This is a genomic window from Fictibacillus aquaticus, assembly GCF_002245695.1.
GTDB lineage: Bacteria > Bacillota > Bacilli > Bacillales > Fictibacillaceae > Fictibacillus > Fictibacillus aquaticus.
Window position 1 is genome coordinate 1,306,247 of record NZ_NOII01000001.1, and the last position, 26,726, is coordinate 1,332,972.

The following is a 26,726-nucleotide window of genomic DNA, read 5'->3' on the forward strand; positions in this document are numbered from 1 at the left end:
TTGCTTCTCACTTAAGCCTCGATCCACTCGTTTCGGAGGGTGAGGATGTCTTTCAGTTCTTCGGTTGAAAGCTCGGTGATCCAGTTTTCGCTTTGTATCACTTTTTCGCTGAGCTCTTTTTTGCTTTCAAGCATCTCATCGATCTTTTCTTCAAGCGTGCCAAGCGTGATCATTTTATGAACCGTCACAAATTTGTTCTGTCCGATTCGGTGCGCACGGTCAGTTGCCTGGTTTTCGACAGCGGGATTCCACCAGCGGTCATAATGGATCACATGGTTGGCCTCTGTCAGGTTCAGGCCTGTGCCGCCTGCTTTAAGCGATAGGACGAAGATGGACTCTTTATCATTTTCCTGAAATTGCTCGATCATTTCATCCCGCTTTTTCTTCGGCAGGCTTCCATGGAGGAATAGGACAGGCTTGCCATACTTTTTCTCAAGATGGTGTTTGATAGCCTCTCCCATATAAATGAACTGAGTGAAAATAAGGCATTTCTCTTCTTTTTCTAAAATCTGCTCCACAAGCTCAGCCATCTTGGCAAACTTCACCGACCGCTCTTCAAGCTTGCCTGGCTTCATTTCTTTTCCATACAGTGCAGGGTGATCGCAGATTTGCTTCAGTTTGCCGATCATCGCAAGAAGAAGACCGCGCCGCTTCATGCCAGCCGCTTTCTCCAGCTGCTCAAACGTTTCCTGAACTGTGCGTTCGTACAATGATGCCTGTTCAGAAGATAGCGGACAATATTCTTTGATTTCCTGTTTTTCCGGCAGATTGAGCTGAACAGCAGGGTCCTTTTTCGTGCGCCTCAGCAAAAATGGCTGAACGAGACGGCGGAGCTGAATGAGCTTCTCTCCATCACTGCCTCTTTCGACCGGCTGGACGAATCTTCTCTGAAACGATATCTCACTCCCTAGATACCCAGGGTTGAGAAAATTAAAGATTGCCCAAAGCTCCAGCAGTCTGTTTTCTACAGGTGTCCCTGTAAGGGCAATCTTATGCTGCCCTTTTAGACGCCGGATGCTTCTCGACTGCTTCGTATAGCTGTTCTTTATATTTTGCGCCTCGTCTAATATGATCGCGCTCCATTCATACGCGCTCAACTCTAATTCATCGAGCTGAGCAGTGGTGTACGATGTGATAAGCACGTCATATTTCAAGATGTTTTCGGCTAGATCTGAACCTTTTTTCCGTGTGCCTCCATAATGGAGTCCAACCTTTAAATCAGGTGCAAAATGCGCCAGCTCCTTTTGCCAGTTCCCCATAACTGAAGTCGGACAGATGAGCAAGGCAGGAGAAACTAATCCCTTATCCTCTTTCACTTTTAAAAGATAATCGATTGTTTGAACGGTCTTGCCTAGTCCCATATCATCTGCCAGGCATGCTCCAAGTCCAAACCTCCGTAGAAAGTACATCCATGAACTGCCCATTTTCTGATAGTCCCTTAACTCGCCATTGAGCTTTGAGGATGCTGGAAGGACCGGAATCTCAGATGTTTCAGTCAGCTGTCCGACCACTCCAGACAATGATTCATCCCACTCTACCGTATACGGAAGTTCTTCGCCATCCATGCCGTCTTGTGAAAGCAGATGCTGTTCTAATGCTTCTTTAAGCTGCAGACCGTTCTTATCCACTTCCTTCATCAGCTGCCGAACGCGTTTCATCCATTCCTGATCCACTTGATACCAGTCACCCTGAATCCGAACGAGCGGAGACTGGCTGTCGCTCATTAGACTGCGGAATTCTTCCTCTGTCAGGTCAGCATCGCCAAGTGCAAGGCGCCAGTCGAACTGCATGAGGGCATTGATGCCTACGAAAGAAACTGGAGAGCCTGGTGACTGTGATGCTTTTATTCTAGCTTTCACTTTCGGCTGATATTGCTTTACCGTATTCCACCATGCTGGCAAGACCGAATCGATCCCAAGATGCCGGAGCTGCTCGCTTCTGACAGAAAGAAAATCATATGCTTCTTTTTCAGACAGTCTTTCCTTTAGTTCACGGCCTTTTTTCATCCAAGGAATCAGTTCTTTTGTGAGAGCTATTTCCTCCGTAATTTTATCTTTGTGCTCTTTCCATTCTTCCGGAAGCAATGTAGAGGTTCCATTATAGGCTAGCCTCATTCCCTCCTCTTTTTCAATTAAATAAAGAAGGAGCGTCCATTCTTTCTCGCTATCGTTGTCAGGCTCTTCAAGAATAAACTGAAGCCGGAAAGGCGACGGATCATTCTCCCAGCCAATCTTTTGCAGCCACCTTTCTTCATTCAGCGCACTGAACGCTCGTTCAAGGCCAGCTGCATTTCTTTCAGAATAATAACGATCTGCGAACTCCGTTTTATTCTCATCGTTTTTCATCACTTCGTTCAACGCTGCGTTCAGCCAAGGTGCGCGAACGGGTTCTTCATTCATCACCCAGCCATATTGCCCAGATTTCCATGCCGAAAAATCCGGCTTAAGCTGACCGGAAACATACGCTTTTTCAGTTTCTTTTACCATCTCTGCCATCTCAGCTGTTCCCGGTGTAAACTGCTGAAGCTGAAAATAGCTTGGTGGAAATGTCAAAAACAGCTCCCAAGCCTGAAACGGCTTTAAATAAATTCTCTGAGCACTGTCGGTCTGAAGGAAGGTTCCGTAAAACGTTGACTCATGCCATGCGAAAAAGAGCGGCTTCCAGTCGTTCACATGGATAACGGAGCCATTCCGCTCTGCCCACAGCACAACATGCGGAGGCTTCCATTCGGTATGCAGAATAAGCTCGTTAACATCAATCATGAGATAAACTTTCCTTTCTTTAATTCTTCTATAAAAGCTCTTAAGCGGCTGTATTCAGCCGAAAGCATTTCAATATATTCTCTAAACCTCTCTTCGTTCCCCTGTGATGCATAGAGCGAACGAAGTTCCTTCAAATACTTGATCGCCGTCTGATACGACTTGCGGGTCCTGTCATTTATCAGCTTATCGATCGACTGATGATAGATAGGAAGCAAGGTTTTGGAATCCAGCTCTTTCGCTTCTTTTAAATCTTTTCTCTGTATAATATCTGGAGAATACCCCATCACGATTTGCAGCTCGGCCCATCGCTCCACTTCTCCAAGCACCATGAGAAATTCACTGTATTCGTAAAAAGTTATTGGAAGAAAATCGGCAAGCATCGTCTCGTATTCGTCTTCATTACCGGTGTTTTGAGCATATTTCCAAAAATAATGAAGGTAATCATGGAAGAATTCCCTTGACTCACTGTTGTAATAATAGTCTTTCATATGAGAATGCAGAACAGGCTGAAGATAAAGAAGCCAATCAAGCATTCTGTCCCATTCCTGCCTATCGAGAAGGAGAGACAGCCATGTAGACAAACATTCGCTTCCTGCTTTGCTGCCAATTTCACTGAGCTTTTGGAACGCTTCATTATCGTCTTTCCTCAAAAAAGCGAAATGAACGAGGGCAAGCTCGAGCATTAGTGAAGACTGTTTATTTTCTTTTTCTTCTTTAAGCTGCTCTTCGTATTTTTCAATCCAGGCTGAATGGCGATAGAGCGTTGACCAGCCAATCTGGAATAAATAAAATAACAAGCCGCTCCAGCGTTGAGGAAGTTCGAAAATCTGCTGAAAATGACGCAGACTGTCTTCTGTCAAATCAATATGCTGGGCATGCAGCTCCGAAACATCAATTTTTTTTATCGTCGCATAGATGCTTTCTGCGAGACGGTCAATGGTCATCTCGTAAGTAGCCTCTAAGAATGGGGGCACGCCATAGGACTGTTCAAATTTAATTAGCTTGATCAATGTCTCTATTTGCGCGTGAAAACGGTAGAGGCCGCTCAAATTCTCATCAAAAAACTGGCCAGCGTTTAAGAGAGATGGATAATATTCTTTATGGATATGAACGAAGCTGTAATTTTTCTCGTTTCCTTCGGCCAGATCCCTGAAGGAGATATTTTGCAGTTTTCTTCTTTCAAACTGATCGAATTTTTGATTAAAAAATTCCTTCCAGCTTTTAAGTGATGATGTATTCTGAACGAGACGGTTTAGTTCTTCTTCGTTTTCATATATCTTCTTCACGGCCAGCCTCCTTCCCATTTTTTGCACTATTAACCATTATAGCAAAGAGGCGCTATATCATTCATCTTTGAGGGTTTTATTCCACGGAAAAGAAGATTAAAGAAAATCAATAGCTCTGCGTGTTCTTATACAAACAAAAAAACGGCATCCGCCGTTATTTATTTGTTTTCGTATATAAGATAAGTCCATAGAATGATATGCCGGCAGCCAGGATTCCGTTTGTAAAGGCCATGACATGAAAGCCGAATTTCCAGAAGGCAATCATCATGCTGATTATCATCAATATCCAAAAAATAGACCATTGCGGAACTTGCGGTGTTGAATGAAGGCGCAAGCCAAGTAAAAATAATACCGGCAGCATAAACGCATATTCTCCGTCTAAAAACTGAACAAAAAGAGAAAACCCTTCCATTTATCATACCTCCCCTACTAGCTACTATATGCTCGTTTCATAGAGATGGTATAGGTAGCAGCAGGGGTAGTACAAATTTTTTACTATTATAAAAAATTTTTAATCGTGCTTCTCATCATTCATTCCCTCAATCTTATCTAAAATCTTTTCCAGTTCTTCTTCTGCCAGGTCACCTGGAATCATTTCTTTTCGCAGCAGCCGTTCAACTGCTGCATACTCAGCGTAGAGCGCCTCAATGCCTGCTAACCTCTCTTGTTCCTTCCTCCACTCTGGGTGCTCTTTATATTTATTCTCCAGTTCAGACTTTGCCTCTGAAACTTTCTGTTCATAAAGTGATTGCATGCTTGAATGAACCACAGGTGAAATAACTAAATCCTTTTCAATGTCTCCCAATCTTTTTAAAGCTGACCGGTAACGGTGAATTCTGCTCAGGATAAGGTCATACTCCTTCTTTTCTGCACCAGCGCCTTTCAACTTCAGTTTTTCGATTAAAAGGGAAATGGTTGTTCCCTGAACGAGCAGGCTGAAAAAGACGACACTGAAAGAAAGCACGATCAAGTCTTCCCGTCCGCTGAAATCAGCTGGAAGACTAAGCGCCAGCGCAATTGAAAGGGAACCTTTTAACCCGCCCCAGTTCAATACATGCTTCCAGTGCATCGGAATCCCTTTCACCGGCAGCAATGTTCCGTATACAGCAGTTGCACGGGATAAAAGAACGATAACAATGCTTCCTGCAATAAGTCCCCATTTATTCGCGATATCAATGTAAGCAATTTCAAGCCCTACCAAGAAAAAGACAACACTGTTTGCAAGTAGTGCCAGCACATCCCAAAATGAATGAATATTAACTTTTGTAGTCGGGCTCATACCTATTTTTGCACCATAATTTCCGAATATGATACCAGCCGTGACGACAGCAATAACTCCTGATACATGAAAAGCTTCCGCTATAGAAAAACTGCCGTAAAACAAGACCAGCGAGAATAATATTTCCAACGGATAATCATCGTACCATGAAGTAAGCTTTGAAAATATGTATCCTAGTGCTCCGCCTACTAGAAGTCCTCCCGCAGCCACTTTAACGAACACTAGTATAGATGAGACGATACCAGCTGGCCCTTCCTGCAGGAATTCTGTCAAATACACTGAGCTGATCATAAATAGCACAACCGCAATCCCGTCATTGAAAAGACTTTCTCCTTCAATGATCGTCGACAATTTTTTGTTGACCCCTAATGTCTTGAAAATGCTTAGTACAGAGACGGGATCTGTGGCGCTCATCAAAGCTGCGAATACAAAAGCTGTCTGCAAGCTCAGCCCCAGCCCTATGTTCATGCCGGCAGCAACGAGAAAGAACGTGCACAGCGTTCCAGCTAAAGCAAGCACGAATACAGGGACCGCGTTATGTTTAAGATGAGAAAATGGAAGCTTCAAGCTGGCTTCTCCTAAAAGGACAGGCAGCAGCAACGAAATAATAATAAATTGAAAGATTTCCCCTTCGGCTATGAACTCCGTTATGCCTTCAAGCCCGCTAATTGGTACGAGGCCAATTACCGCACCGACAATAACTAGCGCGATTGGATAAGGACGGTTTGTTTTTTTCGCCAGAGCCGTCACACCTACGGCTATAGCTAACAGCATCAGCGCTACATTAAATGAATGGTGCATTTTACTCCACACTCCCTTTTATTCTATCTTTACCGTGTATCTATCAAATCAAACGATAGATTGTCTTCCTCCTAAACATAAATTGTCTAACAAATACTAAAACCCTTTTTAATCATTGGAAATATTCCGGCATCATTACTGTCTATTCCCCGGGAAATTTGTCGATAGTTTTTCGCCATTATTCGTTATTGCGATTCTGAAAAGTCTGTCTTTTTCCATGTATAGGCATCTTATCCTATTTTTCGTTATGAATTTGTTATATCGCTCTAACCCTCCTGTCACATTATCCCGATATAATTTTCCCATGAGGCAATTTTGCCTAATAAAGAAATAGGGGGAATTTATTTTGATGAAGAAAATCGTCGCAGCAGGTGTTATGGCAGGCGCTATGATGTTCTCGCCAGTAATCGGACAAGCAGCAATGGGAGACGAAACTCTACGCCAAGGAACTTGGGACTCTGATGTCTACGAACTTCAGGCTAAATTAAAAGCATTAGGATACTTCGACTATAAAGCAACAACAGGATACTACGGTTCGGTAACAAAGGATGCTGTAACGAAATTTCAGCGTGCAAAAGGAATAAAAGTTGATGGTATTGCTGGACCGCAGACATTCTCTGCTCTAAAAAACAGCAGCTTCCAAAAACGCTCTCTTACAGTAGAAGCCACAGCATATACGGCTGACTGTGAAGGCTGCAGCGGGACGACAGCTAACGGAACGAACTTAAAAGAAATCCCTTATGCTAAAGTAATTGCTGTTGATCCAGATGTTATTCCGCTAAACAGCGTAGTATATGTTGAAGGCTATGGCTATGCTGTTGCCGGTGACACAGGCGGAGGCATTAACGGAAACGAAATTGATGTTTATAAGAAAGACCATGACGATGCTGTGAACTATGGCAGAAGAACGGTTCAAATAACAGTAATCAATTAATATACTTAATTGGAGAGATGGCTTACAAGCCATCTCTTTTTTTGCGCTAAAAAAGTATGTTATTCGACAGGGATTTTCTTCCTTTAACAAGAAATGATAGATAGACAGATTTAAGGGGGATATTATGGAAATTGCTGAAAAGGTTGCAGCGTTAAAAAAGAATATTGGAAAAGTGCTGATTGGCAAAGAGAACCTTGCTGAGCTTGCGATGATTGCTTTAGTAAGTAAAGGCCACCTGCTGCTTGAGGATGTGCCCGGTACTGGAAAAACTGCACTTGCCAAAAGCCTCGCTAAATCAATAAGCGGTACTTTCAAAAGGATTCAGTTCACACCCGATATCCTTCCAGGCGATGTCACAGGCATCCAGTTTTTTCATCCAAAAGAGCAGGAATTCATTATGAAACCTGGTCCTGTTATGACGAACATACTGTTGGCCGATGAGGTTAACCGTGCGACACCAAGAACGCAGTCCAGCCTGCTTGAAGTAATGGAAGAGCGGCAAGTGACAATCGATGGAGAAACGCTCAAGCTTCCCTCTCCGTTCTTGGTTATCGCCACACAGAACCCTATTGAATCTCAAGGTACATTCCCGCTTCCTGAAGCTCAGCTTGACCGTTTTTTCATGAAAGTACCTTCAGGTTATCCAACTTTTGAGGAAGAAAAAAGGATTTTGCAAATATATCGTGATGAAGAACCGCTTGAATCATTAGCTCCTGTTTTCACAATTGATGAACTGCTGCACATGCAGCAGGAAGTTAAATCGGTCAGGATTGCAAGTGATGTTGAGGACTATCTTTTGTCTATCGTTCATCTGACTAGAAGCCATGAATACATTGAGACGGGTGCCAGTCCGCGAGGTACATTGGCATTTATGCGTGCCGTTCAAGCGGCTGCTTATATTAGCGGAAGACTGTTTGCCACACCTGATGATGTTCAGCGTGTAGCCGGCTATGTACTCTCTCACAGAATCGTTCTTTCTATGGAGGGAGCAATGCGGAAAACAAAGAACCAAGTATTGCAGGAAATTCTTGAGAAGGTCGAGGTGCCAGTAGAGTCAGGAGCTGGACTATAATGCTGTGGCGTGAACAATCTTCTTTAACCAAAATTTTTCAGTTGCTGCTCTTATTTCCGCCATTTCTAATATTGATCGGCATGTTTAAAGGAAGAGCACTTCTATTTTTCATAGGTGTCCTTATTGTGATGCTTTATTGGGCTACTGTTAACTTCTTTAAATCAGCTCACAACGGTCTATATATTGTTAACGAAAAACGGGTTTACCGTCTTTTTCCCGGAGACATAGAAAACATTACCATCGAAATCGGATACAACGGACGCTGGCCGTCAATAAAAGGGTGCTTGTCGTTTGCTTATAAAGATATTGTGAGAGATGTTGAGGTTGAAGAGGTCTCGCTTGGTGAAAAAAAGCTGAAATTGCTAGACCGGTCATTCTTTATAGGCGGCGGACAGCAGCAGCGCCACCTTTTTCAAATTGAAGGATTGCGGCGGGGTGTGACGCGCATAAGCAATATGAACGTTCAAGTTCGTGACATGTTTTCTTTTGGAATACAATATTTGCAGTATGACAAGACTTTTCACACTGAAATTGTTGTTTACCCTGAGCCTCTTCACGTTATTGGCTTAGAAAAACTTCAGCAATCAGGACTGGGCGACCACCGTTATCCTCACTCGCTTTATGAAGACGTTACGTTTCCTTCAGGCGTCCGTGAATATGAACCAGGTGATTCATTTGGAAGGATTCACTGGAAGGCAACAGCCCGAACCGGCGATCTGCAGACAAAGATCTTTGAGAAGACGACACTCTTCCGATGGACGTTCATCTTCACATTGCCAACTGATAAGACAAATCACTTTATGAGTACAGAGGATTTAGAAAAGGAAATCAGTTTTTTGGCGTACATGTGCCAATTTGCCGCATTAAAAAAAATCCCTTTTGAACTTTTCATTAATATTCGGGTGCCTGGCCCTTCACAGCTTATCCACATGGAACCGGGTGACGGCAAAGAGCATCTTGTAAAAGTGCTAGAATCACTTGCACGCATTGATATTGCAAGCATGACGGTAAAGCAGGATGTTTTACTCGCGAAAGCTGACGCTGCTCTTTTAACTGTAAAGCCTTTTATTATCTTTGGAGGAATGCAGCCTGATGACACAGGTTGCTTACTGTATATTCAGCGCTGGAAGAAAAGAGGCGCACAGCTTCAGAAAATTCATCATACTGATTCCGGTGCATACCTGCAGCCGCTTTACTACGACAGGAGGGCATCGTCATGATCGGCAAAAGTAAGAGGACCCTCTTTTATCTCACTAACATGATATTTGAAAGTATGACATTTTTTATCGCTGCTGTTCTTCTAGGGGGAGTAAGCACCGTTTCATTTTCTGTTACATTTACACTCGTTTACCTAGCTGCTGTTTCCCTGCCGCTTCTGCTTTTTTTGCGTACAGACAGACCTTCAGGGTGGATTCTGTTTCTCTTTATGCCTTTGTCTCTTCTATTGTTCCATTTTGGCGCAGAGATCCCGCCGCTGGCTGCAGTCATACTTGGAATTGCCCTCGTATGGCGCTGTTCAGTTAATTGGATTGAGCCGATTAAAAGCGATGCCGAAATCATATTTATCATGACTTTAATTGCTGTACTGATTTTATCTTTTGTATACAGTGAGGAACGCGCCTCTGTACTCCTTGCTGCTGGCTGTTTTCAGGCCTTTTTGCTTTTACTGCTGAAGCTGTCAAATCAATGGGGCTCTTCGGGAAGAACATTTGCTTCAAAAGAACTGAAGCTTGCCGGAATCATCATAGGTGCTGCTGCTGTTGCAGGAAGTCTTGTCGCGGCCTTTAAACTGATCTTTACCGGAGCGCTCACAGCCATATTTCACGCTTTGAATTTTCTCGTCATCATGCCTCTTTACAAGCTGGTTTCCATTTTGCCTTTGCCTGAAGACTGGCTATTAGGGCTCGAAGAGATGCAGAATAAAATGGATGATCAGAAAAAACCGGACGAGAAACTGCAAAAACTTAATCTTTCTGATGGATTTGCAGATCTTGAGTGGCTCGCATGGACTATAGCAGCAGCTTTGCTTTGCATTGCGCTGTTCATTCTTTATAAGAAGAAAATGAACTGGCAGGCTGCCTCCTCACGTCCTATTAATGCCGCAGCATCTTCTTATCAAGCTTCTTATAACATAACTGATAAGAAAAGAAGATGGTTTCAATCAGAAAATATTATTCGTAAGCAAATGGCTATGCTAGAAAAAGAGATGCACAAAAACGGACAAAGCCGGTATCCCGGTGAATCGATCAATCAATGGTTTGACAGGCTGAAGCTGAACACCAGCGAAGCCGGTATTATTCAAGATATTTACGAAAAAGTCCGATACGGTGAAACCCTCGAAACCGACGATGAAAGAAAAAAGTTCAAACATTCGCTTAAGATTATTCGTGAAAAGCTAAAAAAAGACCGCAGCCAAAATGCATAGCAATCGACTTGCAGCCTTCACTTGGAGGCTGTTTTTTCATGATGGGGTACGGTACTATTTAAGTTGGACCGGCGTGCAACGCGGGAGTGAACAATAAGGTACCGTACCCCCAACTCGCTTATTTGTTTATAAGCGGGGGTTATTATACACTAAGACTATCAGTTAAGTTGGATTTGCGGAGGTAATATGATTATGAAAAAGGTGTATGTTATCCATGAAAACAGTGAATGGACAATTCCGCTGTTTCAGCGATTTGAAGAGATTGGCGTTCCTTATGAAGAATGGCATTTGAGCAGTGGAAATATTAATCTTTCTGAAGAACCGCCTGATGGTATATTTTATAACCGGATGAGTGCTTCATCACACACTCGTGGACATCGATTTGCTCCTGAATATACAGGTGCTGTCCTTGCTTGGCTTGAGAGCTGGGGCCGTAAAGTATTCAACAATTCGAGGGCACTGCAGCTGGAGTTAAGTAAAGTAACCCAATATTCCGCGCTTAAAGCATTCAATATTCCCGTTCCGCGCACAGCAGCGGCAGTAGGAAAAGAAGACATCCTTGCTGCATCAAAAGCGTTTCAAGGGGCATTTATCACAAAGCATAACCGTGCAGGCAAAGGTCTAGGTGTTCAGCTTTTTCAGCAGCAAGAAGCGTTATCTTCTTATTTGAACAGCCCTCAATTTGAGGACTCTGTTGATGGCATCACACTGATTCAAGATTACATTCAATCTGCTGAACCTTATATCATCCGGTGTGAATTTATCGGGGGGAAATTTTTATACGCTGTAAAGGTAGACACTTCGGAAGGATTTGAGCTTTGTCCGGCTGATGCCTGCCAAATTGGGGATACCTTCTGTCCTGTTGGAGAAGATCCGTCTCCAAAATTTCAGATTATAAAAGATTTTAATCATCCTCTTCTCCCGAAATATGAACAGTTTTTGCAAGCTAACGGCATCACTTTCGCCGGTATTGAGATGATAGAGGATAGAGACGGAAATGCTTACACATATGATGTGAACACGAACACAAACTACAACCCTGATGCCGAAGATGCGGCAGGAACGTTCGGCATGCTTGAAATCGCCCGTTTCCTTGCCAAAGAGCTTAACTAACGACAAAGCAGCAGCCACGAACGGCTGCTGCTTTGTTTTATGGATTTTGAGGGACTGCAGGTTCTTTCGCAAGGCTTTCCCATAAGTAATATGTCACATACGTACGCCATGGTAACCAGTGTTTAGCCAGCTCTCGCACTTCTTCCTCTGAAGGCTGGCTGTCGAGTTCCCACGTCTTTTTTATTCCGTTTCGTAACCCAATATCTGCTGCAGGCAATACATCTGGCCGGCCCATTCCAAAAATGAGGAGGCACTCAATTGTCCATCTGCCTATGCCACGCAATGGAAGGAGAGTTTGAATGATTTCTTCATCGGTCTTTTCCCACAGATCGTCCAGCTTTACAGTTCCATCTGCTATTAATCGTGCCAGATCAATAATATATTCCGCTTTTCGCTGGCTGAATTGAAGCTCTCTTAACTGTGAATAATCTAGAGCTGCGATTTCAGAAACCTCCGGAAAAATTTGAAGCTCTCTCCCCTCGATTTGGATTGTTTTTCCCGCAAGCTCTGTCAGCCTGTTAATCAGAGTTCCCGCAAAAGTCAAATTCACCTGCTGTCCGATAATAATCTTTACGATAGATTCGAAAAGGTCTGTATCCGTTACAAGCCTCAGCCCGTTGAACTGCCGGCATAATGCATCTAGACGCTTGTCCTTGCCAGCAGCTTCATAGAACTCCTCTAAATTTACATTCAGCGAAAATATACGGTACACTGCCTGCTCTGCCTCTTCTGGAGCAAGATCGCCCCGCAGCACTTGGATATCGCATATTAACTGCTGTTTGCTGACTTTGTCCTTACAGCTCACTTTTAAATAAAAAACAGCTTCATTAAAACGGACGATCCGTTCATAACACAATAAATCATCTGAAATATGAACAAGCTGCGTTTTTTGCGCACCGATCAGCCTGTTCATCATTTTTTTAAAATTAAACGGCATTTGAGGTGTAATGGTGAGCTTCATGAACTGCCTCCCTATTCTTTATTTTCAGGTTTTATTTCTTTGTTAATATGAGGATTATCTTCCAAACGGTCTACTGTATGCTTATAAGAATAGCCTTTTGAAATGGCAGCTACAAAGATGATAAGTATAAAAATAATGATGACAAAGGAAATAATCAGTGAAATCATAAGAGTACTCATTTATAAAATCCTTTCCAAATCATATATACACACATTTTAACATAGCAAAATTTACAGCATTCACAAATTCTCATTTTTACATCATAATGGTTGAGTAGCCAAAAAAATTAAATTTCTTCAAAAATATAGGTTTATTTGTCGAGAATAGCGGGAAAAGGATTCTTGTTATTTATGTAGTAAAAATATACCAAGGGGGCTTTTGAAGTGCTTACTGTAAGTGAAGATGTAATAATCATCAGTCAATATTTAAAAGAAAACGTTCAAGATATTGCTATTTATCTTCAAAAACAAGGTGAAGCTAATCATAGCGAGCCAATCAGTCCAGAACAGAGAGAGATGGGCTTGGCTTATACGATTTCATTCTTGAACCAGATCGCAGACTTAATGCTTGATGATGACTTGGAATCTTCCGCATCTAAGATGAGAGCTTATGGAGAGAGCCTTGGCAACTTGGCTGTGAAAATGGGCGCAGATTTGGATGATGCGATAAAAGGAACGCCGAATTTCCGAAACGGCATTTGGACTTTTGTAGGAGAAAAAGCAAAATTATTGCAGATGCCGATAGACAGCCTTTTGCTTGTAGCATCGAGAATCGATCCGCTGCTTGATCAAGCAGTCCATGGTTTCAGTGCTGCTTACGTTAAAAACCATAAGGATATGATGAGAAAGTTCAATGACAGTCTGCAGGAACTCTCTGTTCCGGTTGTCCCTCTTTCCAAAGGTGTCGGGGTACTTCCTCTTATCGGCGAGATCGATACACACCGTGCCAATTACATTATGGAAGTCGCGCTTAACCGCAGTAAAGAATTACAGCTGTCTGCATTGATCATCGACCTTTCCGGAGTCAATTACATCGATACGATGGTTGCACACCATATTTTTAAAGTGATTGAGACACTTCAACTGCTTGGGATTGAAGCTATATTGACTGGTATCCGGCCAGAAATTGCAATGACAGCAACAACTTTAAACCTTGACTTTAAGCGGATAGTTGTAAAATCTTCTTTAAGCAAGGCACTGCTCGATCTTGATTTGCTGAAAGTTTAACTTATAAAAAAAACCGGCAGATAAAAAGTCTGCCGGATTAAGGGCCAGTGAACACTGGCCTTTTTTATTTTTCTTCAAATTTTTCTTTCATTACAAGGGTTTCAATCGCAAAACGCCCGTGTTGTTCTATTGGTGCTGCAGCATACCCAAGTGTGATCATCATGACTGGAATGAATCGATCCGGAATGTCCAATACACCAGTAATCCGCTCATGGTCAAAACCTGACATCGGACAAGAATCCACTCCTAGTGCTTTAGCAGCAAGCATCAGCTGCATTGCGCCAAGTGATGCGTTTTTCAATGCTTCCCTCTCACCGAAATCGCGGCCTCTCTTATAAGCACCGTAAATGTTAGACAATAGAGTGTCGCGAGCTTCTGCAGGTACACCAGCAAATACTTCTGCAGCTGATTTATCAGCTTCTGCATCACCGATAACGAGAATGACAGCAGAAGCATCCAGTACTTGCTGCTGATTATAGGCAATCGGGAAAATTTTCTCTTTTTGCTCTTCAGTTTTTATTACAATAAAACGCCAGTGCTGCAGGTTCCAAGCGGATGGAGCCTTTCCAGCAAGTTCTAGGATCTGTTGCAGTGTTTCATCAGGAAGTTGTCTTCCTTTTTCATAATTGCGCACAGATGCCCGTTCGCTCATTACTTTTATCGCTTCATTCATTACGTTCTCCCCTTTTGCTGTAGAAAAAAAGATGCCGTTCATTTGGCATCTTTTTTTATTATTCCGCTATGTTCGTCATGTTATGTTTAAACGTTTTGGTTTACGTTCGTAAGCTGGCCAGCCAGTTCAGAAGCTTTTTCTTTTGCAGAGGCAAGAATCTCTTCCGCACGATCCGGAGCTGCCGCGATACCCTCTACGAATACATGATGATAATCAGTAATCCCGATAAAGCCCATCACACCTTGCAGATAGCTGTTCGTAAATTCGAACGCTTGTGCGGGACCTTCTGAATAAACACCGCCTCTAGACTGAACATGTACAGCTGTTCTTCCGCCTAGCAATCCTTGAGGACCTGATTCTGTATACTTAAATGTTCTGCCTGCCATCACGATGTTATCGATATAAGCTTTCAGCATTGGAGGATAGCTTAAGTTCCACATTGGTGTAGCGAATACATACGTATCAGCAGCAAGGAACTGTTCAAGAATTTCATTCATTCGCGTAACTTTTTCACTTTGAGAAGCCGATAGTTCTTCTCCCGCCGCAAGTTTGCCCCATGCATCAAGTACTTCACCATCAATTAGAGGAATGTTCTCGTCGTATAGATTAATCGTTTCGATTTCAAGACCAGGGTTTTGAGCAAGAAGTTCTTCTAAGAAGTGACGTCCGAGCTGCAGCCCGAAAGATTGATCGATTGCCTTTGGATTTGAATTAATATAAAGCAGTTTTTTCATCTGTATTTCTCTCCTTTAGTAAAAAATGTAAATAACCAACTTTTCAGCACTTACTTTCTTTTAGTTAGTGCTTTCGTATATTAGAATATAAAACTCACTTACTTTTGTCAAGCGATTAACTAAAAATAATTTATCTCTTAATTGTTAGTGTTTTCCAAAGAATTTTACACTGTTTATTTCGATCTGATTTTTCTTACGCTGTTCAAACTAAAAAAGCCCGCCGGTACTGGCAGGCTTAAATCAGAAAGAACTTGTTCCTTTATAAAAATTATACTCATCAAGACCGCTGAAGCATTGCAGCCGTTCACCGATGATAAGGCCAAAGTCAATATAAGCATGACTTTTAGCAGTCAAGATTCTGCGATCTTCAACAAACGATTTGTTCAGCATTTTCCCATTCATAAAAGAACCAGATTTATCCATCTCTTCTTCTGAAATAGTGGCCGAAAACTGCCGGTTGAGCAGGACTCCTGCACGGCCAAGAATCAATGCCCCATTTCCAATCGCCGCGATTCGAATACCTTCTTTATCAAACAACTGAATGAGATGCAGCAGCCTTGGGTGATTTTGAACAAATGCCTGTTTTCCCCCTGGTATGACAAGCATTTCGTAGTCACGGGGATTGATATTCTTCAGCTTGAGAAGCGGCTGTACTTGCAATCCGCATTCACTTGTAACAGTTCCCGGAAGAATTGAAAACGGAAGCACTTCATACCGCTTGCTAAGAATCGATAGCGTTGTCGTTATTTCCACTTCCCTAAACAGTGGATATAGGTAAACGAGGACCCTTTTTTTCATTCAACTTTCACCCATTTCAACAATGACTATTTTCCTCCGCCTTCTAAAAAAAATAGGCGTAATCAAATTGTAGCAGTACAAAAGACTGGTGTGTATTGGGAAAATAGGCATACATGACAGCCGATAAGCGAGGATTGAGACAAAACATTTTCCCAATAAAGAACATGTTTGATTCCGCCATTACTAGGGAAATGTCCCAAATTCATGACGGGGGTCCGGTACCATTTCTATCTTCTCAGCGCATAGAACGATCCTAGTAGAAATGGTACCGGACCCCATATAAAACAAACAATGAACTTTATTGAGAACAATCAGTTTTTCATGCCTGCTGAAGCGATTCCTCTCACATAATACTTCTGGAAGAACAAGAAAATCAGCAGAAGCGGTATAGTTCCCATCGTAAGTGCAGCCATGATATGTCCGTATTTTACGGGCGGCTGGTGGAAGAAAAACTGCATGCCGACCTGCAGAGGACGTACACTCTCATCCGTGGTTGCGATAAGCGGCCACATAAAGTCTCCCCAATGAGTAATAAATGTAAGCAAAGCTACTGTAATAAACACAGGCTTAGAGAGAGGGATGACAATCTGAAAAAAAATTCTAAGCGTCGAAGCGCCGTCCATTCGTGCGGATTCTTCAAGTTCCTTAGGGAGATTTAAAAAGAACTGCCGAAACATGAAAATATTAAAGGCGTTTGCAATAAAAGGAACGATCAGTGCTTGATACGTGTTCAGCCAGTCCAGTTCGTCGACGATCAAATAAAGAGGAAGCAGGATGCTCTCAAATGGAATGATGATCAGGGCAACAACAGCAGCAAAAAGCACGTCCCTTCCCTTAAACGTCATTCTCGCAAATGCATATGCAGCGAGTGAATTAACGAATAAGCCGAGCACAACTATAACACTTACATAAAGAGTGCTCGTAATGATATACCTGAAAAATGGGATTCGCTCAAACACTGCCGAATAATTTGCGAAAGTAAAATCAGTTGGCAGGAAGGCGTTAAATGACGTTAAATCCATAAAGATTCGCGACTCTGTTTTGAATGAAGAGATCACCATCCATACTAAAGGGAACAAAAACAGACAAGCAAGAATAATTAAAACCATATAAAGCAGGACATCTTTCCACACAGTTTTTTTCAATAAAGGCACCTCCTATTGGCTCGTATCGCGCAGCCATTTACGCTGTACGACCGAAATCACGAGCACGATCATAAAGAACAATACGGCCAGAGCAGACGAATAGCCGACATCTCGGAATTTAAAGCCCGTTTCATAGACCATATAGACTAGTGTTTTCGTTGAATCCAGAGGTCCGCCCTGGGTCATTACAAACGGCTGGATGAACAGCTTAGTCGCCGCAATCATCGTCACAAGAGCGATAAATACCAAGATGTTGCGGATTCCAGGTATAGTAATATGAATCAGCTTCTGCCAGCTGTTCGCACCGTCGATAGAAGCCGCTTCATACTGGTGGTCTGGAATATCCTGAAGTCCGGCAAGGAAGATCATCATCTGGTAACCCGCTCCCTGCCATACGCTCATGAAGATTATCGAATACAGTGCTTGATCTTTATCCATCAAATACTGATAAGGGCCGATACCGACAATGCTCAGAATAGAATTTGCCAGCCCTGTATCTGGGTTATAAATAAAGGTCCAGAGAATAGATACGATGACCATAGAAGTAACGACCGGCGCGAAAAAGGCAACCCTGAAAAATTTTATTCCTTTTAGCTTTTGATTAACAAGCAGCGCTAGCGCGAGAGCCGTCAATGTTTGAAGCGGTACAACAATCGCTGTAAATATCGCTGTGTTCTTTAATGATTTCAAAAACAGCGTGTCACCCGCCAGACGCTGGTAGTTTTCAAACCCGACAAATTCACTCAGCTGAGGAGTGAGAAGATAATAGTTAGTGAAGCTGTAATAAAGCGCGAGAAGAGCTGGCATGATCAAAAAGACAAACAGCAGCACAACGGCAGGCCCGGCAAATCCCATCCCCAGCCAGAACTGCCTTACTCCCTTATTGGAATAAGCTGTGACCTTCTTCTCATTTCTATTTGGCCTAAGTATCGGTGAAGGTTCCATAACTGCAGCTCCTTTTAGAAAGAAATAGAGAAAAGGAGTGGCTGTCCGCACTCCTGTTCCTCTTACTTATTAAATCGTTCAAGTTCGCGCTCGGTATCCTCTGTTGCTTTATCCAGTGCTTTCTTTACATCCTGTCCAAGCGCAGCTGCCTGAAAAGCTTCGGCGAATTTAGCCGTCAATACTGGATATGCTGGTGTAGAAGGTCTTGCAGTTGCCGATTCAAGAACCTGATCCTTGATCGCCTTTTTCGGCATCTCGTCATATTCCTTCAGTTCGTCAAATGCGGAAGCACGTGCCGGCGGCATTCCTGTAATTTTAGAAATTTCCACCACTGAGTCTTTATTGCTCATCCATTTCACGACTTCAGCTGCCTCTTTTGGAAATTTAGACTGGCTCGAAACACCGAATGCCCAAGAGCCAGAAGGAGACGCCTTTTCTTTCGCATAAGGGAAATACGTGATACCCCAGTCAAGATCCTTATATTCCTCAAAGCCTGGAATAAGCCAGACACCACCGAGCATCATCGCAGCTCGGCCTTCTTCAAAGTCAGTCGGTCCGTTGGACATAGACACGACCTTTTCCTTGAAAAGCTTTTGCACATACTCAAGAGCCTCAACACTTTCCTTGCCGTTCAAATAGCCATCAGCCTTCGTTCGATCCTCATTCAGTAAATCTCCGCCATTTGACCAGACAAACACGGAACCCATGTAAGTAAACCATTCTCCTACTCCAAGATCCATATGCATAGTCAGGCCTTTTGTTTTTTCGGTTGTCAGTTTTTTGGAGACTTCGAGAAACTCATTCCAGTCCCACGCATCATCTATTTTCTCCGGTGCCTGAATACCTGCTTCCTTCAGCAACTTTTTGTTATAAAACAAAACAACAGAAGATTCCATTGCTCCAAGGGCATAAAGTTTTTTGTCGTATGTACCTTGCTGTATGATCGAGTCTGCAAAATCCTTCTTATCTTTGTCAGGAATGTACGAATCAATCGGTGCAAGCAAACCAGTCGCCGCATAGTTTCCAACAAACGGCCCGTCCATGTCCAAAACGTCTGGCAAACCGTTGGAGGTTGCCGCCGCGTTTATCTTGTCTTCATAGGCATGTCCAGCTCCACTTGGTATAATCTTAAGCTTCACGTGAATTTTACCTTTGTACGCTGTATTAAAGTCATCAATTCTCTTTTTGTAAAAATCCACTTCTTTTGGCTGGCCCTGATGCGCCCACATTACGAGCTGCACTTCTCCATCCTTCGTCCTGCCAGAACCTGTGTCATCATTTGAACATCCGGCGATTAAGGCGAAGACTAGCAGCAGACAAAACGCAGCAAACATACTTTTGTTTTTCATCCCTTTTCCTCCCGGTGGCTTATTGTTTTCAATGAAATGTCTTTTCCCTGAAAGTCCCAATTTGAAACCGTTTTCATTATTTTAAAAAAGAAAAAAGCACCTCATATGACGAGGCGCTTACTTCATTCCTTTTCCTTTAGTCAGGTGGCACGCGACTCCTTTACCTGTAGCACCCGGCTCGCTCATTTTTTCAATATAGGCGATACCTCTGGCACATTGCGTCTTGCATGCAATGCACGTTTCGCTCGTAACCATCTTAAGAGTGTGCTGATATTTATTGAACCCGCTGTCTTTCATGCTGTGCTTGTTCTTTTTAGCATTTTTCTTAGCCATCTCCAGCCCTCCATTCTGTTCCCCACATCATATGAACGGAATTGGGCTTTTGACATATAATTATTACAAAACTTAAAGAAACAAACGAAGTAGTTGTTTTTATTTAATGTTTTCTTTTTGAAAGGGCATTTTTCCTAAACCCATGAAAACGTGCGCCTTGAACGGCAACAACCGCTTTTCAGAGTTCTAACATAACTTGCAGAAACAGTCTTTGGAGATAAACTCAAAAAAAGACTACCCGATCATCAGGTAGTCTTCATCATATTTCATTTCCATATCTACAGCCGAGCTTAATGCCAGCGAGTAGATATATTCGCTGTCTTTTCTGTCATACGACTGCATAAATTCTTCTAGAGGCATGTTGTACTTTTCCCAGATGACGTCCATCAGCCAATAATGGCTGATTTCAAAATATTCGCCGTCAAAGCGGTCAACTTTTACAATGTTTCCTGTATTCATCGCCATTACTCCCTTCTAGAGGTCGTTTTCAGCAATAAGGATAACAACGTACAACCACATTATGAATTATTTTGTCAGAAAAGTCAAATAATTTATTCCGCTATTTTCCCAACATAATAACAGAGACCCCAATATTTGCAGGCAAGGGGATTCGAAATTACCGCATACAGCATAGGCTGAAATGAATACTAAGGCTAAGGCCATTTACAAGTTCTGATGCAGATCAATCAATCCCCAACAATAGATATTTTTGTGTAAAGATATTATTAAATTTCCATATAAACTCCTTACATTTTATGGTATCATACAGTAGTTATTTAAATTCGCGTGTTGCTGAGTTTATATAGGGTATAAGTTAAAAAAGAGCAAACAAAGGAGTAGTTAAAATGAGATACATTAAACAACATTTCCTGCCGCTGTGCCTCCTGCTCTCTATTCCTTTGCTGAATTTAATTTATGAAGCGCTGAATCATGGAGAACGGGGAGCACAGCAGCTAATCACGACAATCGACCATAACATTCCATTTTTAGAGATTTTCGTCTTGCCCTACTTGCTATGGTACGCCTTTATTTTTGTGATGCTTGTCATCTTCTGCCTTTTCGACAGACGCATCTATTACAGAACACTGCTGAGTTTTACAACTGGCATGCTCGTCTGCTATACGGTTTATTTCTTTTTTCAGACAACCGTCCCTAGACCTGAAGTTATTAATGAAGGGATCTTAACCTCCCTTGTATTATATGTGTATGGTGCTGATCAGCCGTTTAACTGTTTTCCAAGCATACATGTGCTGAGCAGCTACTTGATGATTACCGCCATCCGGCACAGCAAATTATGGACACTAAAAAGAGAGATCATCATCTCTCTCATCTCTTATTCGATCATCCTGTCTACATTGTTCGTTAAACAGCATGTAGTACTTGATGTTGTAGCCGGCGTTTTACTCGGGAACCTGCTGTTCAAGCTTTTCTATTACCTGGAGCCAGCTATGGGTACAGCATTCTTAAAACGGTTCTCTAAAAGAAAGAAAGCAACAGAATCATAAAAAACGTCCTTTTCAGCTGCATGTTTTGCTGAAAAGGACGTTTTTTTATAAGGTGATGTTCATAATTGTATAAACGCTCATATATGCCATCACGGCAAGGATGATAATTCCGAAAATGGTGAGCCATTTTGGATGGCGATAGTCGCCGATAATGGATTTTTTATGAGCAGCCAGAAGCATTACTCCTAAGCTGAGCGGCAAGATAAATCCGTTTAGTGCACCAACTAGAATAAGCAGTTTTACCGGCTTGCCAATAGCCGCAAATACGGCAGTTGACAGGATGATAAAGATGACAATTATCGTCTTTTCATACTTTTTGATGACAGGATGAAGAGTCTTTATGAAAGAAACTGACGTGTAAGCTGATCCGACAACAGATGTGATGGCTGCTGCCCACATGACAAGGCCGAACAGCTTGTACCCGATGTTGCCTGCAGCAAGCTGAAAGACAGAAGCCGGCGGGTTATCGGGGTTTAGCTGAATCCCTTGAGAAACGACTCCTAGTGCAGCCAAGAAAAGCATAATTCTCATGAGAGAAGCGATCAAAATACCGGAAACTGCACCATTTGTCACTTCACGCAATGCAGATCTCCCCGTGACTCCCGCTTCAAGCAATCGGTGTCCACCTGCAAATGTAATATAGCCGCCGACGGTTCCGCCTACAAGCGTCACAATAGCGATCATATCAATCTTCTCTGGAACAAATGTCCTGTACGCCGCCTCACCGACCGGCGGGCTTGAAGCAAATGCTACATAAAGAGTGAGTGCGATCATTAAAAAGCCAAGGATTTGTGTGAACTTATCCATAAGCTTTCCTGCTTCTTTAACGAGGAAGATTCCAATCGCGATTACTGCGCTCGCAACTGCTCCCATAATCGGACTCATTCCCGGGAACAGAACGTTAACTCCAAGCCCTGCTCCTCCGATGTTCGCTATGTTAAATGCCAAACCTCCGATTACAATTAGTATTGCAAGCAGTGTGCCTAGCCCTGGGAGCAGGATATTTGCGATATCTTGTGCACGTTTTTCAGATACGGCAATGATCCGCCATACATTAAGCTGAACACCGATATCCAATAAGATTGAAATTAATATAATAAACCCAAAGCTCGCTAAAAGCTGTTCCGTAAATACAGTGGTTTGTGTCAGGAATCCTGGTCCAATTGCTGAAGTGGCCATCAGAAACGCCGCGCCAAGCAGCACAGACCACCTGTTTTTTTGCTGGTTATCCTTCATGTTGTAACACCTCTTTTATTTGGATTGAGCTGCAGCTGTTTTAACGCCTTCTTTCTGTAGTGATTCGTTTAGTTTTTGGGCAAAAAGCAAGGCATGTTTGCCATCTCCGTGTATACAAACAGTATCTGCTTTTATCGCAATCTTATTTCCAGAAAGAGCGGTAACTGTTCCGTGCTTCACCATCTCGGCTACCTGCTTCACTGCTAAAGAATCCTCTACTATTAAAGAACCTTCCATCGTTCTTGGAGTAAGTGTGCCATTATCTTGATATGTCCTGTCCGCGAACACTTCATTTTTGACGGAAAGACCCGCCTTTTCGCCTGCTTTTATCAGTTCAGAACCAGAAAGTCCGAATAGCATGAGTGACGGATCAAAATCACAAATCGCTCGGACAATCTCTTCTGCAAGCTGCGGATCAGCTGCCGCCATATTATAAAGAGCACCATGCGGCTTTACATGTGAAATCTTAGTACCTTCTGCACGTACAAAAGCTTCAAGTGCACCGAGCTGATAAAGGGTAATTTCATAAGCCTCTCCTTTAACCAGTGCTATATTCCGCCTTCCGAAGCCTTGAAGGTCAGGGAGGCCCGGATGCGCTCCGATATTCACCTTTTTTTCTGCAGCTAAGGCGACTGTTTTCTTCATGGTCGAATAATCCCCCGCGTGGAATCCGCATGCAATGTTGGCTGAAGTGATAAAATCCATAATTTCTTTATCACTGCCAATCGAATATTGTCCAAAGCTTTCGCCTAGATCACAGTTAATGTCAACACTCTTGCTCATCGCTGCAGTTCCCTCCATTTCATCGCCGCTGCTGTTTTAACTTGTTTTAAAAAGCTGCCCTCTTCAATCAGCAATCGCTGCGCTTCTCTTATTGTGATTTCCTCAAATTTTATCTTTGTATGCGGAGGAAGCTGTGCTACAAGCGGGAGATCAGCAGTTATTACTTGGCCGATTTTTGGATATCCGCCTGTTGTCTGCCTGTCAGCCATTAAAATAATCGGCTGGCCATCTGGCGGCACTTGAATTGTTCCCATTGCAGCCGGCTCTGTGATCAGCTCTTTTTCTTCTTTCTTAATGAGCATTTCTCCACTAAGCCTGTAGCCCATTCTGTCTGAGTTTGGCAGTACGGTATATTCTTCTTCCTGAAAAACAGCCTGTGAGTTATCAGTAAACCAGCTGTATTGGGGACCTTTAATATAACGTATGAGTGCATGCTTGTCGGGAAGCTGATGAGACAGCGGCATCATGCCCCAGTTTGCAGCTCCGATATCTTCTGCTGTCTGATCCCGAAACTCGAGTACATCGCCATTTTCAAGTTTTCTTCCTTTATATCCGCCAAATCCTGCACGCAGGTAAGTACTTCGGCTATTCATCTGTTCTTTTATTTTAAAACCGCCTTTAACAGCCAAATAAGCCCTGCATCCCTTCCTCAGCCCTTTAAATGACAGCTCTGACCCTTCTGGAACATATACTGGCTTCCACATTTCCAAAGGCTTACCCTCAAGTACAGGATGAAGATCTCCTCCAGTTATACAGACGACCGCACTTGTCTGAAAGGTTAACTGCGGTCCAAGGACAGTCATCTCCAACACAGCTTCCTTCTCATCATTGTTAAGCAGAATGTTCGCCATTTTTGCCGAAAACGAGTCCATTACACCGCTCACAATTACCCCGTATCTTTGAAAGCCTTGTCTGCCAAGATCCTGAACGGAAGTGAGCATTCCTCCCTTTTTAACTAGAATGCTCATAACTCGCCTCCTCTTTCCCATCCGTTATATTCATCAATGCTTATCTGATAGAACTGAACCGTATCACCAGGACTCACAAGAACAGGATTTTCACTATCGGGAGAAAAAAATGTTTTTGGCGTGCGTCCGATTATCTGCCACCCTCCTGGTGTTTCAATCGGATAGACGCCTGTCTGTCTCCCCGCAATTCCTACTGATCCAGCAGGAATTTTTTCTCTCGGAGATGATTTGCGAGGCATCGCGATCTGTTCCGGCATTCCTCCCAGAAACGGAAAACCTGGTGCGAATCCGAGAAAGTAAACATAATAATCTGTGGTTGTATGTAAAGAGATCACTTCTTCCACTGTTAATCCCGTATACGCCCCAAGTTCTTCAATATCCAGCGCATGTGGTGCTTCGTAACAAACGGGTATTTTAACGATTTTTGAGTTGCTGTTATGTAAGTTCTCCACTTTTTGCAGAATATCACGAATGCATGACTCCGCCGTTTCGTAAGGAAATTCTCCCCCCATCTCTACTGGGGAATATTCTACAGCAAGTGTTGAAAATGCGGGAATCAGTTCTTTCATTCCTTTAAAAGGGTTCGCCTCCAGTTCGTAAGCAGCCCGCTGCACCAGCTCGTTCGTGCTCCTGCTGATTTCTTCTCCAAAGCGCAAAAGGACGACTGAGTCGCCCAGCGGCTCTATCTCAAAATTCATCTCTCCGAACCCCTCTCTATGTTAAATACACATAATTATAAGACTATTCTTATAAAAATACTATGGATGTGATTGACAGTCGTTTACCTCAGCAATTATTATAACCATTCGTGCCGATATCCTCTTTCATGGCTGAAGATTTTTGAACACCAAAAAAGAAACTGAACGTCTAGTTCAGTCTCTCCTTCATATAATAGTTATTCTGCAGCCTGCAAGCCTGCCTGGTTCAGGAAGTGCCAAGGTTTATTATAGTGCGGCTGAAAAAAGAAATCCACGTAGCCGAGGTCCTCCATCGTCATTTCATTCTGAATGCAGACCGACAGTGTGTTCATGCACTGTGTCAGATCCGCTTTGGACATAATCTGTGCACCGACAATTCTTCCGCTTTCTTCTTCATAAACGACCTTTAGCAGAACATCTTCATTTTCAGGCATGAAGCCTGGCCGGTACTGATCATTGATTGTGATACTTTTCACATTCATTTCCGCAGCAAGAGCAGCAGTTTCTGTCATCCCTGTAGAAGAAATATTAAGATCGTATAGCTTCAAACCTGAAGTTCCTTGTGTACCTCTATATTTGACCCTTTTTTGTTTTAAGTTTTTGGCAGCTAGTGTACCCATCCTCACTGCATTTGTCGCAAGTGGAATGTACTCATGTGAGTGTGATGGATTATAGATTACTGCACAGCTGTCTCCTGCTGCAAAAACATCTTTCACACTTGTTTCCATATACTCGTTTACGATGATGGCACCGTTTGAAAGCATATCAACCTGCCCTTTCACTAGGCAAGTGTTCGGGCGGAAACCGACACAAAGGATGACAAGGTCTGCGGCATGCTCACATTCAGAGGTATGAACTGCTTGAACGTTTCCTTCACTTCCAGAAAAATGGGTGACCATTTCATTCAGTGCGAGTTTAACCCCTTTATTATTGAGCTCACCCTCGATTTTCCCTGTAAACTCTTCGTCCAGATATTTATTAAGGATACGGTCAGAGCTGTCCACCAATGTCACGTTTTTACCAGCTTCACTAAACGCTTCAACAAGCTCGATGCCGATATACCCAGCACCAATGACAGTAATATTTTCTGCGTTTTTTGCTTTTTCGATAATCTTCTTCGCATGATCATAGTTTTTGCAAAGCTCCACATTGTTCAGGTTGATGCCTTCTAATGGAGGAATCACTGGCCATGAACCAGTTGTAAGAATCAGTTTGTCATATGAATCCTGTTTTACTTCACCAGTGCTTATGTTTTTAGCTGTTAACTTTTTCGCAGCTGTATCGATGTTCAGCACTTCATGGCGCATATTCATTTTTACACCTTTTTCAGCGAGCTGCTCTGGTGAAGAATAGAACAACTCCTCTGCGTTTTTAACTGTACCGCCAACATACAAGGCAATACCGCATGACAGAAAGGAAATGTTATTATTCTTTTCATAAACTGTTACTTCTGCTTCTGGGTACTCTTTCACTATATTTAAGACAGCTGCTGTACCAGCATGTGTGCATCCAATTACGGCTACTTTCATCACGAATACCTCCTGTGGAGACTAATTTTCATAAGAGAAATATGGCATATTTATTTGTGAAACATTTCACATACTTCTCGATATCATTATATTCCCCTTGATTCTAAAACGCAACACTTTTATGTGAAATGTTTCACATGATATTCCTTAGAGTAACTGATACCTCTTTCG

General features: G+C 42.7%; 26 protein-coding genes. 7 read left to right on the forward strand and 19 right to left on the reverse strand.

Annotated features, from left to right (window positions below; translation table 11 throughout):
- Positions 1-11: 11 nt before the first annotated feature.
- From CGZ90_RS06825 to CGZ90_RS06840, 4 genes are all read right to left on the reverse strand, one after another.
- Complete coding sequence (locus tag CGZ90_RS06825) at positions 12-2,762, reverse strand: DEAD/DEAH box helicase (RefSeq protein ID WP_094251557.1); 2,751 nt, start codon at positions 2,760-2,762, stop codon at positions 12-14.
- On the reverse strand, positions 2,759-4,048 hold the full coding sequence (locus CGZ90_RS06830; protein ID WP_094251558.1) for a hypothetical protein: 1,290 nt from the start codon (positions 4,046-4,048) through the stop codon (positions 2,759-2,761). The genes CGZ90_RS06825 and CGZ90_RS06830 overlap by 4 nt, the downstream gene beginning before the upstream one ends.
- A 154-nt stretch (positions 4,049-4,202) precedes the next feature.
- Positions 4,203-4,460, reverse strand: coding sequence for a phage holin family protein (locus CGZ90_RS06835; RefSeq protein ID WP_094251559.1), 258 nt, complete (start codon positions 4,458-4,460; stop codon positions 4,203-4,205).
- A gap of 99 nt (positions 4,461-4,559) precedes the next feature.
- Complete coding sequence (locus CGZ90_RS06840) at positions 4,560-6,128, reverse strand: cation:proton antiporter (RefSeq protein ID WP_094251560.1); 1,569 nt, start codon at positions 6,126-6,128, stop codon at positions 4,560-4,562.
- Between the two features lie 349 nt (positions 6,129-6,477).
- On the opposite strand from CGZ90_RS06840, the gene CGZ90_RS21275 reads away from it, so the two are divergent.
- The 5 genes from CGZ90_RS21275 (at position 6,478) to CGZ90_RS06865 (ending at position 11,672) form a co-directional block, all read left to right on the forward strand.
- Positions 6,478-7,062 carry a peptidoglycan-binding protein gene (locus CGZ90_RS21275; RefSeq protein ID WP_094251812.1) on the forward strand — a complete coding sequence of 195 codons (585 nt, stop codon included), beginning with the start codon at positions 6,478-6,480 and terminating at the stop codon, positions 7,060-7,062.
- Between the two features lie 124 nt (positions 7,063-7,186).
- Complete coding sequence (locus tag CGZ90_RS06850) at positions 7,187-8,134, forward strand: AAA family ATPase (protein ID WP_094251561.1); 948 nt, start codon at positions 7,187-7,189, stop codon at positions 8,132-8,134.
- Positions 8,134-9,354 carry a DUF58 domain-containing protein gene (locus tag CGZ90_RS06855; RefSeq protein ID WP_094251562.1) on the forward strand — a complete coding sequence of 407 codons (1,221 nt, stop codon included), beginning with the start codon at positions 8,134-8,136 and terminating at the stop codon, positions 9,352-9,354. The genes CGZ90_RS06850 and CGZ90_RS06855 overlap by 1 nt, the downstream gene beginning before the upstream one ends.
- Entirely contained in the window at positions 9,351-10,559 is a 1,209-nt protein-coding gene (locus tag CGZ90_RS06860) for a hypothetical protein (RefSeq protein WP_094251563.1), read from the forward strand. Before CGZ90_RS06855 ends, CGZ90_RS06860 begins: the two co-directional genes overlap by 4 nt.
- A 192-nt stretch (positions 10,560-10,751) precedes the next feature.
- Complete coding sequence (locus tag CGZ90_RS06865) at positions 10,752-11,672, forward strand: ATP-grasp domain-containing protein (RefSeq protein ID WP_094251564.1); 921 nt, start codon at positions 10,752-10,754, stop codon at positions 11,670-11,672.
- A gap of 37 nt (positions 11,673-11,709) precedes the next feature.
- On the opposite strand, the gene CGZ90_RS06870 is transcribed toward CGZ90_RS06865, so the two are convergent.
- Both CGZ90_RS06870 and ytzI read right to left on the reverse strand, forming a co-directional pair.
- A complete protein-coding gene (locus CGZ90_RS06870; protein WP_094251565.1) occupies positions 11,710-12,633 on the reverse strand; it encodes a DNA-3-methyladenine glycosylase family protein in 924 nt (307 codons plus the stop codon).
- An 11-nt stretch (positions 12,634-12,644) separates the two neighbouring features.
- A complete protein-coding gene (ytzI, locus tag CGZ90_RS06875; RefSeq protein WP_094251566.1) occupies positions 12,645-12,812 on the reverse strand; it encodes a YtzI protein in 168 nt (55 codons plus the stop codon).
- A 204-nt stretch (positions 12,813-13,016) separates the two neighbouring features.
- On the opposite strand from ytzI, the gene CGZ90_RS06880 reads away from it, so the two are divergent.
- Positions 13,017-13,859, forward strand: a complete 843-nt coding sequence (locus CGZ90_RS06880) for an STAS domain-containing protein (RefSeq protein WP_094251567.1) — start codon at positions 13,017-13,019, stop codon at positions 13,857-13,859.
- 64 nt (positions 13,860-13,923) lie between these two features.
- Here the strand turns inward: CGZ90_RS06880 and CGZ90_RS06885 are convergent, their stop codons facing one another.
- From CGZ90_RS06885 to CGZ90_RS06920, 8 genes are all read right to left on the reverse strand, one after another.
- Complete coding sequence (locus tag CGZ90_RS06885; protein ID WP_094251813.1) at positions 13,924-14,532, reverse strand: nitroreductase family protein; 609 nt, start codon at positions 14,530-14,532, stop codon at positions 13,924-13,926.
- An 86-nt stretch (positions 14,533-14,618) separates the two neighbouring features.
- The gene (locus CGZ90_RS06890; protein ID WP_094251568.1) at positions 14,619-15,266 is read right to left on the reverse strand and encodes an FMN-dependent NADH-azoreductase; all 648 of its coding nucleotides are present in this window, start codon (positions 15,264-15,266) and stop codon (positions 14,619-14,621) included.
- Positions 15,267-15,506: 240 nt separating this feature from the next.
- Positions 15,507-16,064 (reverse strand): DJ-1/PfpI family protein, encoded by a 558-nt coding sequence (locus CGZ90_RS06895; protein WP_094251569.1) that lies wholly within the window; start codon positions 16,062-16,064, stop codon positions 15,507-15,509.
- A gap of 311 nt (positions 16,065-16,375) precedes the next feature.
- Complete coding sequence (locus CGZ90_RS06900; RefSeq protein ID WP_240515362.1) at positions 16,376-17,209, reverse strand: carbohydrate ABC transporter permease; 834 nt, start codon at positions 17,207-17,209, stop codon at positions 16,376-16,378.
- Between the two features lie 12 nt (positions 17,210-17,221).
- The gene (locus CGZ90_RS06905) at positions 17,222-18,154 is read right to left on the reverse strand and encodes a carbohydrate ABC transporter permease (protein WP_094251815.1); all 933 of its coding nucleotides are present in this window, start codon (positions 18,152-18,154) and stop codon (positions 17,222-17,224) included.
- Positions 18,155-18,216: 62 nt separating this feature from the next.
- Entirely contained in the window at positions 18,217-19,503 is a 1,287-nt protein-coding gene (locus CGZ90_RS06910; RefSeq protein WP_094251570.1) for an ABC transporter substrate-binding protein, read from the reverse strand.
- A 117-nt stretch (positions 19,504-19,620) separates the two neighbouring features.
- Positions 19,621-19,836, reverse strand: coding sequence for a hypothetical protein (locus CGZ90_RS06915; protein ID WP_379675161.1), 216 nt, complete (start codon positions 19,834-19,836; stop codon positions 19,621-19,623).
- A 234-nt stretch (positions 19,837-20,070) separates the two neighbouring features.
- The gene (locus tag CGZ90_RS06920; RefSeq protein ID WP_094251571.1) at positions 20,071-20,295 is read right to left on the reverse strand and encodes a hypothetical protein; all 225 of its coding nucleotides are present in this window, start codon (positions 20,293-20,295) and stop codon (positions 20,071-20,073) included.
- A gap of 386 nt (positions 20,296-20,681) precedes the next feature.
- Here CGZ90_RS06920 and CGZ90_RS06925 point away from each other — a divergent pair, with 386 nt between their 5' ends.
- The gene (locus CGZ90_RS06925) at positions 20,682-21,341 is read left to right on the forward strand and encodes a phosphatase PAP2 family protein (protein WP_094251572.1); all 660 of its coding nucleotides are present in this window, start codon (positions 20,682-20,684) and stop codon (positions 21,339-21,341) included.
- A gap of 45 nt (positions 21,342-21,386) precedes the next feature.
- On the opposite strand, the gene CGZ90_RS06930 is transcribed toward CGZ90_RS06925, so the two are convergent.
- The 5 genes from CGZ90_RS06930 to CGZ90_RS06950 form a co-directional block, all read right to left on the reverse strand.
- Positions 21,387-22,577: an NRAMP family divalent metal transporter gene (locus CGZ90_RS06930; protein ID WP_094251573.1), complete on the reverse strand. Its 1,191-nt coding sequence runs from the start codon at positions 22,575-22,577 to the stop codon at positions 21,387-21,389.
- A gap of 15 nt (positions 22,578-22,592) precedes the next feature.
- Positions 22,593-23,360 carry a 5-oxoprolinase subunit PxpA gene (locus CGZ90_RS06935; RefSeq protein WP_094251574.1) on the reverse strand — a complete coding sequence of 256 codons (768 nt, stop codon included), beginning with the start codon at positions 23,358-23,360 and terminating at the stop codon, positions 22,593-22,595.
- Entirely contained in the window at positions 23,357-24,328 is a 972-nt protein-coding gene (locus tag CGZ90_RS06940) for a 5-oxoprolinase subunit C family protein (protein ID WP_094251575.1), read from the reverse strand. Before CGZ90_RS06940 ends, CGZ90_RS06935 begins: the two co-directional genes overlap by 4 nt.
- On the reverse strand, positions 24,325-25,026 hold the full coding sequence (pxpB, locus tag CGZ90_RS06945) for a 5-oxoprolinase subunit PxpB (protein ID WP_094251576.1): 702 nt from the start codon (positions 25,024-25,026) through the stop codon (positions 24,325-24,327). Before pxpB ends, CGZ90_RS06940 begins: the two co-directional genes overlap by 4 nt.
- 197 nt (positions 25,027-25,223) lie before the next feature.
- A complete protein-coding gene (locus tag CGZ90_RS06950) occupies positions 25,224-26,555 on the reverse strand; it encodes an FAD-dependent oxidoreductase (protein ID WP_094251577.1) in 1,332 nt (443 codons plus the stop codon).
- Positions 26,556-26,726 lie beyond the last annotated feature (171 nt).

What these genes read in the sequence shown, in the direction of transcription:
- CGZ90_RS06825 (WP_094251557.1), bottom strand. Translation starts at nt 2,762, where the DNA reads ATGATTGATGTTAACGAGCTTATTCTGCATACCGAATGGAAGCCTCCG.
- CGZ90_RS06835 (WP_094251559.1), bottom strand. Translation starts at nt 4,460, where the DNA reads ATGGAAGGGTTTTCTCTTTTTGTTCAGTTTTTAGACGGAGAATATGCG.
- CGZ90_RS06840 (WP_094251560.1), bottom strand. Translation starts at nt 6,128, where the DNA reads ATGCACCATTCATTTAATGTAGCGCTGATGCTGTTAGCTATAGCCGTA.
- CGZ90_RS21275 (WP_094251812.1), top strand. Translation starts at nt 6,478, where the DNA reads ATGAAGAAAATCGTCGCAGCAGGTGTTATGGCAGGCGCTATGATGTTC.
- CGZ90_RS06850 (WP_094251561.1), top strand. Translation starts at nt 7,187, where the DNA reads ATGGAAATTGCTGAAAAGGTTGCAGCGTTAAAAAAGAATATTGGAAAA.
- CGZ90_RS06855 (WP_094251562.1), top strand. Translation starts at nt 8,134, where the DNA reads ATGCTGTGGCGTGAACAATCTTCTTTAACCAAAATTTTTCAGTTGCTG.
- CGZ90_RS06860 (WP_094251563.1), top strand. Translation starts at nt 9,351, where the DNA reads ATGATCGGCAAAAGTAAGAGGACCCTCTTTTATCTCACTAACATGATA.
- CGZ90_RS06865 (WP_094251564.1), top strand. Translation starts at nt 10,752, where the DNA reads ATGAAAAAGGTGTATGTTATCCATGAAAACAGTGAATGGACAATTCCG.
- CGZ90_RS06870 (WP_094251565.1), bottom strand. Translation starts at nt 12,633, where the DNA reads ATGAAGCTCACCATTACACCTCAAATGCCGTTTAATTTTAAAAAAATG.
- ytzI (WP_094251566.1), bottom strand. Translation starts at nt 12,812, where the DNA reads ATGAGTACTCTTATGATTTCACTGATTATTTCCTTTGTCATCATTATT.
- CGZ90_RS06885 (WP_094251813.1), bottom strand. Translation starts at nt 14,532, where the DNA reads ATGAATGAAGCGATAAAAGTAATGAGCGAACGGGCATCTGTGCGCAAT.
- CGZ90_RS06890 (WP_094251568.1), bottom strand. Translation starts at nt 15,266, where the DNA reads ATGAAAAAACTGCTTTATATTAATTCAAATCCAAAGGCAATCGATCAA.
- CGZ90_RS06895 (WP_094251569.1), bottom strand. Translation starts at nt 16,064, where the DNA reads ATGAAAAAAAGGGTCCTCGTTTACCTATATCCACTGTTTAGGGAAGTG.
- CGZ90_RS06905 (WP_094251815.1), bottom strand. Translation starts at nt 18,154, where the DNA reads ATGGAACCTTCACCGATACTTAGGCCAAATAGAAATGAGAAGAAGGTC.
- CGZ90_RS06910 (WP_094251570.1), bottom strand. Translation starts at nt 19,503, where the DNA reads ATGAAAAACAAAAGTATGTTTGCTGCGTTTTGTCTGCTGCTAGTCTTC.
- CGZ90_RS06915 (WP_379675161.1), bottom strand. Translation starts at nt 19,836, where the DNA reads ATGGCTAAGAAAAATGCTAAAAAGAACAAGCACAGCATGAAAGACAGC.
- CGZ90_RS06920 (WP_094251571.1), bottom strand. Translation starts at nt 20,295, where the DNA reads ATGAATACAGGAAACATTGTAAAAGTTGACCGCTTTGACGGCGAATAT.
- CGZ90_RS06925 (WP_094251572.1), top strand. Translation starts at nt 20,682, where the DNA reads ATGAGATACATTAAACAACATTTCCTGCCGCTGTGCCTCCTGCTCTCT.
- CGZ90_RS06930 (WP_094251573.1), bottom strand. Translation starts at nt 22,577, where the DNA reads ATGAAGGATAACCAGCAAAAAAACAGGTGGTCTGTGCTGCTTGGCGCG.
- CGZ90_RS06935 (WP_094251574.1), bottom strand. Translation starts at nt 23,360, where the DNA reads ATGAGCAAGAGTGTTGACATTAACTGTGATCTAGGCGAAAGCTTTGGA.
- CGZ90_RS06940 (WP_094251575.1), bottom strand. Translation starts at nt 24,328, where the DNA reads ATGAGCATTCTAGTTAAAAAGGGAGGAATGCTCACTTCCGTTCAGGAT.
- pxpB (WP_094251576.1), bottom strand. Translation starts at nt 25,026, where the DNA reads ATGAATTTTGAGATAGAGCCGCTGGGCGACTCAGTCGTCCTTTTGCGC.
- CGZ90_RS06950 (WP_094251577.1), bottom strand. Translation starts at nt 26,555, where the DNA reads ATGAAAGTAGCCGTAATTGGATGCACACATGCTGGTACAGCAGCTGTC.